The organism is Oscillospiraceae bacterium (genome assembly GCA_015068525.1).
In the GTDB taxonomy this organism is placed as follows: domain Bacteria; phylum Bacillota; class Clostridia; order UMGS1840; family HGM11507; genus SIG450.
The window spans coordinates 45887-59056 of sequence record SVKJ01000009.1 but is presented as its reverse complement, the minus strand read 5'-3'; the positions used below and the strand labels follow the sequence as shown (position 1 = coordinate 59056).

General features: G+C 33.0%; 16 protein-coding genes and 1 other RNA gene. 4 read left to right on the top strand and 13 right to left on the bottom strand.

The window, feature by feature from the left end; translation table 11 throughout:
* Positions 1-15: 15 nt before the first annotated feature.
* Genes E7419_04700 through E7419_04685 form a run of 4 tightly spaced genes read right to left on the bottom strand, consistent with a single transcriptional unit; the run spans position 16 to position 4082 of the window.
* Entirely contained in the window at positions 16-1857 is a 1842-nt protein-coding gene (locus E7419_04700) for a polysaccharide biosynthesis protein (protein ID MBE7014490.1), read from the bottom strand.
* A 12-nt stretch (positions 1858-1869) separates the two neighbouring features.
* Complete coding sequence (locus tag E7419_04695; GenBank protein MBE7014489.1) at positions 1870-2571, bottom strand: hypothetical protein; 702 nt, start codon at positions 2569-2571, stop codon at positions 1870-1872.
* Positions 2572-2590: 19 nt separating this feature from the next.
* Positions 2591-3370: a CpsD/CapB family tyrosine-protein kinase gene (locus tag E7419_04690; GenBank protein MBE7014488.1), complete on the bottom strand. Its 780-nt coding sequence runs from the start codon at positions 3368-3370 to the stop codon at positions 2591-2593.
* A 1-nt stretch (position 3371) separates the two neighbouring features.
* Entirely contained in the window at positions 3372-4082 is a 711-nt protein-coding gene (locus E7419_04685) for a hypothetical protein (protein MBE7014487.1), read from the bottom strand.
* A gap of 269 nt (positions 4083-4351) precedes the next feature.
* On the opposite strand from E7419_04685, the gene E7419_04680 reads away from it, so the two are divergent.
* From E7419_04680 to rnpB, 4 genes are all read left to right on the top strand, one after another.
* Positions 4352-4648, top strand: a complete 297-nt coding sequence (locus tag E7419_04680) for a 30S ribosomal protein S6 (GenBank protein ID MBE7014486.1) — start codon at positions 4352-4354, stop codon at positions 4646-4648.
* Positions 4649-4677: 29 nt separating this feature from the next.
* Positions 4678-5103 (top strand): single-stranded DNA-binding protein, encoded by a 426-nt coding sequence (locus E7419_04675; GenBank protein MBE7014485.1) that lies wholly within the window; start codon positions 4678-4680, stop codon positions 5101-5103.
* Positions 5104-5149: 46 nt separating this feature from the next.
* Positions 5150-5392, top strand: coding sequence for a 30S ribosomal protein S18 (rpsR, locus tag E7419_04670; protein MBE7014484.1), 243 nt, complete (start codon positions 5150-5152; stop codon positions 5390-5392).
* Between the two features lie 39 nt (positions 5393-5431).
* An RNA gene (gene rnpB, locus E7419_04665) (RNase P RNA component class A) lies at positions 5432-5780 on the top strand.
* A 53-nt stretch (positions 5781-5833) separates the two neighbouring features.
* Here rnpB and coaBC read toward each other — a convergent pair.
* The 9 genes from coaBC to dnaJ form a co-directional block, all read right to left on the bottom strand.
* Positions 5834-7042: a bifunctional phosphopantothenoylcysteine decarboxylase/phosphopantothenate--cysteine ligase CoaBC gene (gene coaBC, locus E7419_04660; GenBank protein MBE7014483.1), complete on the bottom strand. Its 1209-nt coding sequence runs from the start codon at positions 7040-7042 to the stop codon at positions 5834-5836.
* Positions 7043-7063: 21 nt separating this feature from the next.
* Positions 7064-7255 (bottom strand): DNA-directed RNA polymerase subunit omega, encoded by a 192-nt coding sequence (gene rpoZ, locus E7419_04655; GenBank protein ID MBE7014482.1) that lies wholly within the window; start codon positions 7253-7255, stop codon positions 7064-7066.
* Entirely contained in the window at positions 7252-7875 is a 624-nt protein-coding gene (locus E7419_04650; protein MBE7014481.1) for a guanylate kinase, read from the bottom strand. The genes rpoZ and E7419_04650 overlap by 4 nt, the downstream gene beginning before the upstream one ends.
* Positions 7838-8101 (bottom strand): DUF370 domain-containing protein, encoded by a 264-nt coding sequence (locus E7419_04645; GenBank protein ID MBE7014480.1) that lies wholly within the window; start codon positions 8099-8101, stop codon positions 7838-7840. Before E7419_04645 ends, E7419_04650 begins: the two co-directional genes overlap by 38 nt.
* A 24-nt stretch (positions 8102-8125) precedes the next feature.
* The gene (locus E7419_04640) at positions 8126-9019 is read right to left on the bottom strand and encodes a YicC family protein (protein ID MBE7014479.1); all 894 of its coding nucleotides are present in this window, start codon (positions 9017-9019) and stop codon (positions 8126-8128) included.
* A 34-nt stretch (positions 9020-9053) separates the two neighbouring features.
* Positions 9054-9533, bottom strand: a complete 480-nt coding sequence (locus E7419_04635; protein MBE7014478.1) for a DUF1273 domain-containing protein — start codon at positions 9531-9533, stop codon at positions 9054-9056.
* Positions 9533-10060 carry a hypothetical protein gene (locus E7419_04630; GenBank protein ID MBE7014477.1) on the bottom strand — a complete coding sequence of 176 codons (528 nt, stop codon included), beginning with the start codon at positions 10058-10060 and terminating at the stop codon, positions 9533-9535. The genes E7419_04635 and E7419_04630 overlap by 1 nt, the downstream gene beginning before the upstream one ends.
* 1044 nt (positions 10061-11104) lie before the next feature.
* Complete coding sequence (locus E7419_04625; protein ID MBE7014476.1) at positions 11105-12001, bottom strand: 50S ribosomal protein L11 methyltransferase; 897 nt, start codon at positions 11999-12001, stop codon at positions 11105-11107.
* Entirely contained in the window at positions 12001-13134 is a 1134-nt protein-coding gene (gene dnaJ / locus E7419_04620; GenBank protein MBE7014475.1) for a molecular chaperone DnaJ, read from the bottom strand. The genes E7419_04625 and dnaJ overlap by 1 nt, the downstream gene beginning before the upstream one ends.
* Positions 13135-13170: the final 36 nt, after the last annotated feature.

The following is a 13170-nucleotide window of genomic DNA, read 5'->3' as shown; positions in this document are numbered from 1 at the left end:
AGTCCCATTTCAGTATTAAACATAAGATGGTTCCTTATAAGACGGAACAATTTCTTTTAGTTTGTTTTTAAGTTTATCAGTATCTTCGTTTCTTGCATAGGAAAGCAAAATGTCAATATCATTTGTCAGTTTTTCAAAATCTATTACATTTGGTTTCGCAACAAAAATCTTTTGATTTTTAGTAGAAGAAAGTCCCTCTTCATCCATAAGAAGTTCTTCGTAAAGTTTTTCTCCGGGTCTTAAACCTGTAACCTTAATTTCGATATCCTGCCCAACGATAAGACCTGACAATTTTATCATTTTTTCCGCCAAATCATAAATCTTAACCGGATTTCCCATATCAAGAACAAATATTTCTCCGCCATTTGCAAAAACTGCTGCTTCCATAACAAGTTGAGCCGCTTCAGGAATAGTCATAAAATATCTTGTTATTTCTTTATGGGTAATAGTAACAGGTCCGCCGTTTTCAATCTGTTTTTTAAACAGCGGAACAACTGAGCCATTGCTTCCAAGAACATTTCCGAAACGAACTGCAACGAACTTCGTCTTGCTTACATTATTTATTCCCTGAATTATCATTTCGCAAATTCTTTTTGACGCGCCCATAACATTTGTAGGATTAACTGCTTTATCGGTAGAAATAAGAGTGAATTTTTTAACATTATGCTTATCTGCAACAAGACAGGCATTAAGCGTTCCAACAACATTGTTCTTAACTGCTTCCGATGAAGAGTCTTCCATAAGCGGAACATGTTTATGCGCTGCGGCATGAAAAACTATTTCAGGCTTTTCACGGTCAAAAATTTTATCTAACCTGTCTTTATCCCTGACACTTGCAATTAAAACACTAATATTAAGTTGAGGATACTTTGACTTAAGTTCATTCTCAATATCGTATGCGTTATTTTCATAAATATCAACAATAACAAGTTTTTTAGGTTCAAAAGATGCTATCTGCCTGCAAAGTTCCGAACCGATAGAACCTCCCCCGCCTGTTACCAGAATTGTTTTACCCTTTAATTCTCTTGACATATCTTCTATATCCAGTTTAACAACATCACGGGATAGTAAATCTTCTATCTGAATATTTCTTGCATCTGTTTTAACTTTAATTTTTCCTGAAATACCTAAGTTTTTAGGAAGAATTTTTATTTTACAAGAAGTTTCAGAACAAATATTTAAAATGTTATATCTATCTTCATCTGATATAGATGGTATTGCAAGTAAAATTTCTTTTACCTTTTTTTCTTCACATATTTTTACAATATCATCACGTGTGCCTAAAATTTTAATGCCGTATATTACCATTCCTCGTTTTCTCAAATTGTCATCAACTGCACCGACAATATTGTAATTTGAATTTTTATCTGTTATTATTTCCCTTATTGCTAATGCTGCGGCATCACCTGCTCCTATAATAAGCAGATTTGTTTTGGCGTCATTGTTCTCTTTAAAGTAGTTTTCCATAAACATATATGTTAATTTTATACATACCCTGAGTCCCATAGAAAAAACCAAAGAGACAAAGCCTGACGTAATTATGTATTTATAAGGTAAAAAGAATCCTTTGAAAAATCCTGATGTTATTGCCAGTATAGACACAGCACCTACACCTGCCAACATTCCAAGTGTGTACTCTCTTACACTTGTGTACATCCACAAAGAACTGTAGAAATCCACTGCATTAAGAGCAATTACAATTCCTATTCCTGTTATCATGGCTGAGTATGCAACCTGCGGTGTTCTTATAAAATCAGTAAAGTCTTCTCTTATTAAAAGGATAACAAGCAAGTATGAAACAACAACCAGACAAAAATCAACAAACATCAAGAAAAGTTTATGTAATATATTTTTCATAAATCAACCAACCTATTTATTTAATATTTTTTTCCCGTTGTCCATAATTTTTTGCAATGTTTTTTCGCCGTATTTCTTTTTTATAATTTTTATCGCCTTATCCATATTAGACACTCTTTTTTCAAGATTATGAGCATCTGAACCGATAAGGTCAATCCTGTATTTTTTAAGTAAAGTCTGAATTGTTTTTTTAAAATGCTTATCTATAAATGTATCTGCATTAACCTGAATAAGCATATCTAAATCAAAAAATGGTTTGACAGCCGAAAAATCATTCTTATTTCCTACATATCTTTCAATATGTGCTAAAATAAAGTCTACACCATTTTTCATAGACATATTGTATATTTCATCATATATCCATTGGTTGAAATAAGAAAACGGAAGTTCCAGAAGAACATAACTTGTCCCTTCAATACAAAGTTTACTTATATCAACTGAAAGAATTTCTTCCGAGAATGCAACTTCTGCTCCCAAAATAATTTCGGGAACATCAGGATTATTCTTATCGATATACTCTTTAAGTTTATTGAAACTGTCCTCTCTTTTTAAAAGAAAGTCCGAAACAGTTCCTTTTCTTATATAAAAGTGGGGTGTTGCAACGATGGTATTAATTCCTTGCCTTTTAGAGAGTTCAAGCATTTTTACTGACATCTCAACATTTTGTGCTCCATCATCCATATATGGTAAAATGTGCGAGTGAAAATCAATCATCAAACCACCGCCTTATTTATCAATAATAGTAGTTACTGTATTGATAGTAATTTTTGTAACGGTATCCGCCATAACCAACTTTTGATGTATAAGAATATGAAGACAAATCAACATCATTAAGTACAAATCCTAACAACTTAGCATTAGCAAATTCCAATGTGCTGATTGCTTTATAAACCATATCCTGTGTTGTAAATTTATGACGTACAACGAAAAGTATACCATCCGAGAATTTTGCAATTGCAGATGTATCAGCAACGACATTGACAGGCGGTGTATCAAGGAAGATGTAATCGTACTGATCTGAAAGTTCATCAAGCAGTTTTTCCATTTTTCCACTTGATAAAAGTTCTATAGGATTAGGAGGAGTATGCCCTGCAGTAAGAAAATGAACATTAAGTTCTTTATTTTCTTTAATACAGTCTTCTATCTTGTCAAATCCTCCAAGTACATTTGAAAGGCCTTTTTTATTGTCTGCACCTAAATATTTATGAAGTTTAGGTTTTCTTAAGTCACAGTCAATAATTAAAACTTTTGTATCTGCCATAGCAAATGTGATGGCAATATTTATAGATGTTAAAGATTTACCTTCGCCCGGTACAGAACTGGTAAGGATAATTCTTTTACATCCTTTATCGCTGTTTAATGCAAATATAATATTTGTTCTGGTTGTCTTGTAGGCTTCTTTAATATTAAACTTAGTGTTGTCATTTATTATATTTACCATATCATCTTCTAAAGAGATAGGTTTTTTCTTTTTCCCAAGAGGAATTCTTATTTTACTATTAAATATAGACATCTTATTTACCTCCTTTAACAAGTGATGATTCCAAGTCAGGAATTACTCCCAAAATCGGTAAATCAAACTTTGAAACCAAGTCATCTTCTGTTTTTATTCTTATATCAAAAAATTCAATTACGAAAATTATAAGTACACCTAAGATAATACCAAGTAACACTCCGATAATACTGTTAAGTGTTTTATTTGGAGATGTAGGAGTTGTAGGAGAAGACGCTTCATCAATAATTGTAACAGACCCGCCGCTTCCTATTCTTTCAACTTCCGACTGAGCATTATCAAGTATCAGTTCGCAAATCTGCCTTGCATCAATTTTATCCTGACACAAAACTGAAACCTGAAGAACCTCTGTCTGATTTAGCGATGTATATGTAACCATTCCTTTTATTTGACCAACAGTATATTTTGTTCCACTGTCTGCCGCGATTTTAGAAAGGAATGAATCAGTTTTAAAAATTTCAATATATGTACTTAAAAGTCTTGCAGAAGCATTAAGAGTATTTATGCTTTCCGCAGCAACACTGCCGTCCTCCGACACTGTATTAACAGTATTACTTACTAAAAGTTTACCGTTAGATGTGTATTTTTCAGGTATAAAATATTCAGATACTGTAAAAAATATTGCTCCCAAAAGAACAGTAGAAACAGCAACAATCCACCATCTTTTAAGAATCATACCCACTACATCCATCAAGTTAATTTGATTATTCATCTTAATTTTCCTCCGTTTTTATAAATTGCGCCATATAAAACTAACGTTCTATTTTCTGCACACAAAGTTACAAATATCATTATACCATAAATACAAAAAAAATCAATAAAAAACTAATATATTTTTTGTTAATAAAAAAACTTGACATTTTTTTCTTTATAATATATAATATAAAGACTGCAAGTAAGAGGATACTTTAATATCTGATTACGCAGAGTCCTTGCTCATGGATAAACTGTGAGCCAAAAGTCCAGAAGGAGGTGTAAGAAATGGTTGAAATTAAAAACAAGTATGAAACTATATTCATTGTTAATCCTACTTTAGAAGAAGAAAAAATCAATGAAATAGTTGAAAAATTCAAAACTTTAATTTCTGCTAACGGAGAACTTACAAATATTGATATTTGGGGTAAAAAAAGATTAGCATACGAAATTAACGATTTGACTGAAGGATATTATGTGTTCATTGAGTTCACATCTAACCCTTCATTCCCGCAGGAACTTGAAAGAATTTACAAAATTACTGACGGTATCATTCGTGATATAGTTGTTAAGCAAGAAAACTAATATTTCTTAGATTATGTGAGGTATTTATTATGTTTAACAAAGCAATTTTAATGGGTCGCCTGACAAGAGATCCTGAACAGTCAACTTCACCAAGCGGTGTTGTCGTTACACGTTTCACTCTTGCTGTTGACAGAAGATTTCAAAGACAAGGCGAAGAAAAGCAGACAGACTTTTTAAATATTGTTGCTTTTAACAAAACTGCTGAGTTTGTTAAAAAATATTTTGTAAAAGGACAGTTAGCTCTTGTTTCAGGTTCTATTCAGACAAGATCGTGGGACGGGCAGGACGGTCAGAAACGTTATGCGACTGACATTATTGCCGAAGAAGTTAATTTTGTAGGAAGCAAAAAGGACAATCCTCAGGGAAATTCAGCAGGCAGTGATTTTTCCGAACAGGTTAAACCTTCCGATAATGAATTTATGCCCCTTGATGATGATGACAGTCTTCCGTTCTAATCAGTTAGCCTGATATCTAAATATCAATATATAGGAGGTGTGCCAGATGGCAGAAAACGAAAAAACATTCAAACCAAGAAGAATGAAAAGAAAAGTTTGCAGTTTCTGTGTTGAAAAAGCAACTTCAATTGACTATAAAGATGTTCCAAAACTAAGAAAATATCTTTCAGAAAGATCCAAAATTCTTCCAAGAAGAATTACAGGAACTTGTGCGAAACATCAAAGACAGTTAACAACTGCTATTAAAAAGGCAAGACATATTGCTCTTGTACCTTTCACAACAGACTAATAAATCAAATTAAATAGCAGGCTTTATGCCTGCTATTTTTGAGAAAATTGGATAGTCGCGCTTTAGTTAATTTATTCTAAAGTGAGGAAAGTCCGGGCTTCGCAGGGCAGGATGCCGGATAACGTCCGGTGGAGGCGACTCTAAGGAAAGTGCAACAGAAAATTACCGCATAATGATATTATTATGTAAGGGTGAAAAAGTGAGGTAAGAGCTCACTAAGGTGGCGGGAGACCGTGACCTTGTGTAAACCCCATCCGAAGCAACACTAAATGAAAAATTAAGTTTGCCCGACATTTTTCAAATTGTGGCTTGAGGCTTAAAGCAATTTAAGTCCCAGACAGATGACTATCTTAAATGACAGAACCCGGCTTACAGATTTTCTCATTATTTAAAAAACAATTTCTTTTAAAAAAATCAGATGTCTGATTGACATCTGATTTTTTAATTTTGATAATTTTCAGTAAAACTTAACGCCTTATCAATTACATTATTTGCAACATCAAATTTTGACATTATAGGATATTCTTCCTTGTTTCCATTTTTATCAAAAATCGTTACAATATTTGTATCTACGCTAAATCCTGCGCCTTTTTGCTTTAAGTTATTGGCAACAATAAAATCAATATTTTTTTCTTTCATTTTCTTAACCGAATTTTCTTCCATATTTTCAGTTTCCATAGAAAATCCGCCAATAACAGCGTTTTCATCTTTTAGGGTTGATGCACTTTTTAATATATCTTTGTTTTTCTCAAGAGATAATGTTAGATTATCATAAGAGGATTTAATTTTTTCACAATTAACATCTTTAGGCGAATAGTCTGAAACTGCAGCAGACATTATAATTATATCTTTATCTTTAACATTATTAATAACTGCATCATACATTTCACTCGCAGAAACAACATTTACAAGATTGCACGGAAAATCAATTTTCTCTGCAGATGGACCTAAAACCAAAGTAACATCAGCACCTCTTAAATAGGAAACTTTAGCAATATTTATTCCCATTTTACCCGTAGAATTATTTGAAATAAATCTCACGGGATCCATTGCTTCTCTTGTAGGCCCTGCAGTTATTAAAACTTTTTTCCCTGCCATATCTTTTTTAGGATATAAAATTCCTTTTATATTTTCTACGATTTTTTCAGGATCAGGAAGTCTTCCCTTCCCTTTATCGCCACATGCTAAAAGACCTACTCCGGGTTCCATAAACATATATCCTAATTTTTTTAATTTTTCTATATTTTCCTGAACAATCGGATTAGTATACATTTCAGTATTCATAGCAGGTACGATAAGCACCTTTTTCTTAGTAGCCATAACAGTTGTTGTAAGCATATCGTCCGCTATACCATTTGCCACTTTACCTATAAAATTTGCCGTTGCAGGTGCAATAACAAAAAGATCAGCACTTTTGGCAAGTGATATATGCTTAACGTCCCACTCACCAGGCTCCTCAAACATATCTGTTACAACTTCATTTTGCGACAAAGTGCGAAAAGTCATACTTGACACAAACTCACATGCTGATTTTGTCATAATTACTTTAACATCGCAAGATATTTTTCTAAGTCGGCTTACAACATCGCAAACCTTGTAAGCAGCAATACCTCCGCATACTCCAACAACAACATTCTTTCCTTTAAGCATCAGTTCCCTCCGTTAAGCCCTTCAGCTTTTAACAATCTCAATTTTTCCTTCCGCAAACTCTTTTGTTGCAATAGAAACAGATTTATCATAATTTGATACTGTAAGAGGATCGCTGCCGTCTTTAATATCTCTTGCTCTTTTGGTAACAGAAATAATAAGACCGTATCTTGATCCGGCTTCGTCAACTAAACTTTGAAATTCTTTAAAAATCATTTTAATACCTCCAAATCTTCAATGATTCTTTCTTTTTTACACTTTTCTGCTTTAATAACCGACAAAATATCGTCTGCAGCTTTTTCTATATTGTCATTTACAATAATATAGTCGTACTCTTTGGCAACCTTAAGTTCTTTTGTTGCCGTTTCTACTCTTAATTTTATAACCTCTTCTGTTTCGGTACCTCGCCCTTTTAATCGGTTTATAAGTTCCTCCTTTGATGGAGGTGCAATAAACACAAGCACACAGGAAGGCATATTTTTCTTAACCTGCATTGCCCCCTGAATTTCTATTTCTAAAATTACATCTTTACCGTCATTTAATTTGTCAAAAACAGGACGTTTAGGTGTACCGTAAGAATTTTCGCAAAAGGTTGCCCATTCCAAAAATTCGTTTTCATCAGCCATCTTTGCAAATTCTTCTTTTTCCTTAAAATAATAATTAATCCCGTCAATTTCACCCTCACGCTTATTTCTTGTTGTTGCAGAAACAGACAGGAAAAGTTCTTTATTCTTTTCTAAAATTTTATTTACAAGTGTTCCTTTTCCAACTCCCGAAGGTCCTGAAATGACAAAAAGTTTACCTGTCACTTTTAAATACCTCCTCAGAATTTTCATCAAGACGATTTGCAACGGTTTTAGGCTCTATTGAAGACAAAATAATATGGTCACTGTCAGTAACTATAACCGACCTTGTTCTTCTTCCGTAACTTGCATCAATAAGATTTCCCTTTTCCCTTGCTTCCTGAATTATTCTTTTAATAGGAGCAGAATCAGGGCTTACAACCGCCACTATTTTATCTGCCAGAACTACGTTCCCGTATCCTATGTTTATAAGTTTCATAATATTCTCCCAGCCGTTAATCTACTATTCTATATTTTGAATTTGCTCTCTTATATTTTCAATTTCGGATTTTAGTTCAACAACAACTTTTGCAGTATCAAAATCATTACATTTAGAGCCGATAGTATTAACCTCTCTGTTCATTTCCTGAACAATGAAATCTAACTTTTTACCAATCGGGCCACCCTTTTTAATAAGACTTCTGAATTCTTTTATGTGACTTGCCAGTCTTACTGTTTCTTCAGCAGTTGTTATCTTATCAGCATAAATTGCGGCTTCCTGGATAACCCTCTGCTCGTCCACATTCAAAATAACCTCTTTTAATCTTGCAAGAAGTTTTTCCCTGTACTCACTTACAATCATTGGTGCTCTTTCTTCAACTATTTTTCCCAATCTTTCTATTTTGTCAAGTCTTTCTGTAAGGTCCTCTTCAATTCTTTTGCCTTCTCTTTCTCTCATCAAAACAAAATCTTCAAGGCACGTGCTTAGAACATTAAGAACAGTTTCGCATACTACTTCTTCGTCAGCGTCTTTATATTCCAATTCAAAAATATCGTTAAATCTTGACAAAAGCCTTATATCAATTTTATCATCAGTACCAAGTTTTTCTTTAAGTGAATTTAATACTGAAATATAATTGTCGCAAAGTGGTTCATTTAAAACTATCTGCTTTTCGTCACTGTTTATAAGTTTTATGTATACCGATACTTCAATCTTGCCTCGTGAAATAGTTTGCGAAATTTTCTCTCTTATTTTCTCTTCCAGAAAAGAATAGTATTTAGGAAGCCTTAAATTAAGGTCTAAATATCTGTGATTAACTGATTTTATTTCGATATTTATATCATATTCATTAACCGACATTTTACATCTGCCGAAACCGGTCATGCTTCTTATCATAATTTCCTCCATTTTTGCCATTTTATTCTAATTATATATAATTTTATCAGTTTTATTAAGCATTTGTCAAGGCATTTGCTATATTAAATACATCTTTACCAATTTTTTTAGCATAATTTACTGTATAATATGTTCCTCCGCTTTCCCTTTTTAAATACGCAAAAAGAAGGTCACTTCTTTCACAAAGCAAACGGTTTCTTTTTTGCATACATCCGTTTTCATATTTTTCGGATACATATTCTATGCTGTCGCTGTTATCTAAAATAAATTTATATATATTTTTTTGCCTCTCATTCCATTTTTCATCCTGTTTCTTACAAGGGAGAATAAGATTTAATTTTATATTAAATTCCTTTTTTAAATTTATCACTTCAAGAGCGCAAAAAGCATCAAAGCCTATTGCTCCTCCGTTATAAAAAACAGTATAACCATCATTTATAAGTTCTCTTAGTTTATCTCTTAAAACTTCTCTTATTTTAATATAATCAGATACTATTCTATGCCCCGTAAAAGCACAGGCTTTTTTCCCCATCATTAATTCACCATTGACATATCTTTTTTATATGGTTCGCTCATATCAAACTGACCGAATGTAGAAATATTTTTACCATCTATAGTAAATATTACACTTTCTATCTCAGAAAATTCACACATTGTATTAACTATAGAATAAAGGCACATCATTTCCCTTGTTGACCCACCTGTGTTATACTCTAAGAGTGTATCTGAAAAATCAATTGTGCAAAGTCCGTTTTCAACCGTAACTTTATTAACAATTGTTTTTTGATTAACAGATGGATACATTCCTTTATCAGTTGGTCCCAAAATAAGTTTTTTTAATGTAAAATAATATTTATCTTCATTTTTGTTAATCTCAAAAGTCACATCTTTTGCAACTAAAGATGATGACAATTCATCTGAAAAATAAAGTTTTGTATTAACTGTAATAAGTTCATCTTCCCCCAACGGATTTGAAGACGGCTCATTGTTATTTATAAGTGATACGCCCACTAAAATTAAGGCAATAATTATTAAACTTATTAAAAATGTTTTTTTAATCATAAAATCACCTTTTCTTTTTTAAAAATGCTATTGTTCTTTACTCTCTTATTTTATAACATTAAGCAAATATTGTCAACCGATTTAAAGGATAGTTTTTAGTATTTTACACATTATAACAAGGGTGATTTTTATGGAAAGAAAAAAGTTATGGGATGAATTTTTAAAAACGGGAAAAATTGAGGATTATCTTAAATTTAAGGAAAAGAAAAAATAAGAACCTCACGAAATTCTAACGAATTAAAAATCGAGAATTTCGGAGAACCTTGTTGTGTTAGTTTACAATAAGAACCTCACGAAATTCTAACGAATTAAAAATCGAGAATTTCGGAGAACCTTGTTGTGTTTCTCTACAATAGCCTGAGTCGTTTGTATGAACAAACGACTCAGGCTTTTTTTAAATATAAGACCTTAAAACTGTCCACAATACAACAATCTATCTCTTTTACTTCCATTTTATAAACGTGCCAAAAATGTACGTCCCTAAATGGCTCCCATGCTTTTCTTATCAACAAATAACAAAGGAGTTAGTCACACGATTGGCTCTAAGTTTATATATTGACATATTTTGTCGATTATAGTATAATATCTCTCGTGGAAATCCACCGTCAAACAGTTGAGTTTTTGCCAATCTTTGTAGACGGTTGGATGGTTAAAAAAGATGGTTGCCTACCTGCCTGTGAGAGCAGGAAGGATAGGTGAATGTATCGTTCTCGCAAGGCAGAGATTGTCTTAAAGGAGGTTGATGCATGAACACTTTGACGGTCATTGGAAGTTTGTGTAGCATTGCAGGGTTAGCCTTTGCTCTCTATACATACTACAAAACCAATAGAAAAGAGAAGTGAGCCATCTGCCGCTAACAGATAGGCTCACGCATTTCGAGGTTTAACCTCATTTGTTGTTAGTGTATTATTTGTGGCAACCATCTTGGGTTTCCACATTTTCTATATGTATTATAACAAAATGCTTTACAAAAGTCAATATTTTGTTTAGATATAGTTACATTATGCAATTTAAAGGGGATATCAGTTTGAACGCCCTCTTTTTTTATGACAGAAGCATTGCACTCCATCCGCCGTTTGAGGAAACTTTTTCTATATTAAAACCGTGTTCTTTAGCGAAGTTATAAACTTCCTCTTCTCTTTCTTTTATTATACCTGAAATGATAAATTTACCATTTTCATTAAGATATGTTCTTATTTCAGGAATAAGTTCTTTTATTATATCGGCAACAATATTTGCAATTATTAAGTCGAATTTACCTTCTACATTTTTTGTTAAATCGCCCTCAATTACTTTTATGCTGTCATCAAGGTCATTTAAGAAAACATTTTCTTTAGCAATTTTAACTGCAAGTTCGTCAATATCAACCGCAAGTATATCCTTTGCTCCGTATCGTGATGCCGCAATAGATAATATACCTGAACCACATCCGATATCAAGAACTTTTTTTGTATCCTCGCTGACTATATCTTTTATAAACGATACACACATTTTGGTTGTTTCGTGAGTTCCTGTGCCAAAAGCCATACCACTGTCTAATGTTATTATTTTTTCGTCTCCCTTTTTATCATAGTCTTCCCATGCGGGAACTATAACAAGGTCATCGGTTATATTAAAGGCAGAATAATATTTTTTCCAGCCGTTTTCCCAGTCTTCTGCTTTAAGTTTTACTAAAGTTATATTATAGCCCTGTTCTTTACCTTCTTCTACAATACGGTTGGCTTCATCATCTTCTTCAATGTATACTTTAACGAATGCTTTATTTTTATCTCTTTGCAGTATTTCTTCATCAATATAGTCCCATCTTACCTTATTTTGATGCTCTTCTATATCATTCGGGTCTTCAATGTTTAAAGACAATATTCCCTGATTATAAAAGAAGATATTTGCTTCTTCTATTCTTTCAGGTTCGATTGTTATACAAATTTCATTCCAGTACATCAGTTAAATAACTCCTTTATATTATCAATGAATTTCTTTTTCTTTGAATGATTTTGCGGTTCAAAGGTTTCCTGAAAACTCTTTAAGATTTCTTTTTGCTTTGAACTTAATTTTTTTGGAATTTCAACATTAACCGTAACATACTGATTGCCTTTTCCAATGCCTCTTATACTGGAAATACCTTTTCCTTTAAGAACAAACCTATCCCCGTTCTGCGTTCCCTCAGGAATACTCATTTCCACTTTACCGTAAATGGTAGGAACTATTATTTTTGCACCTAAAGCCGCTTCAGAAAAAGTAACAGGAATATCTACAAAAACATCATATCCTTCTCTTTCAAAAATAGGATGTTTCTTTATTACAACACTTATATACAAATCACCTGAAGGACCTCCGAATTTACCGGATTCGCCTTCTCCTCTTAAAGAAATTCTCTGTCCGTGATCAATACCTGCAGGAATATTTACTTTAATGGTTCTTGATTTTCTTACATTACCATTTCCTCTGCATTCAGGACATGGATTTTCTACAATACTTCCCCTTCCGTTACAATGAGAGCAAGTTCTCATATTAACAAACTGACCAAGCACAGTTCTCTGAACAACTCTTTCCTGACCTGTTCCGTTACAGGTAGGACAGGTTTTAACATCATTTTTAGTTTTACCGCCTGTACCACCGCATTTTTCACATTTTTCACTTCTTGAAACGGTTACTTCTTTTTCCGCACCGAAAGCGGCTTCCAAAAAGTCAATCTCGATAACTTTTTCTAAATTTCTGCCCCTTTGAGGACCGGTTCTCTGGGATTGAGAAGAAAAGCCTCCAAAATCTGAAAACATACTTTCAAATATATCAGAAAATCCTCCAAAACCTGAAAAACCGCCTTGCCCGCCAAATCCTGCATTCGGGTCAAAAGCACTGTGACCGTAAGTATCATATTTACTTTTCTTTTCAGGGTCGGAAAGTATTTCATACGCTTCGTTAACTTCCGTAAATTTCGCCTGTGCTTCTTTATTATCAGGATTGACATCGGGATGATATTTTTTAGCCATTTTACGATATGCTTTTTTTATTTCATCTGCCGATGCACTCTTTGAAACCCCTAAAACTTCATAATAATCTCTTTTTTCTGCCATATTTACCCCGCCAAAGCGCATTTAACAGGGCGAAAA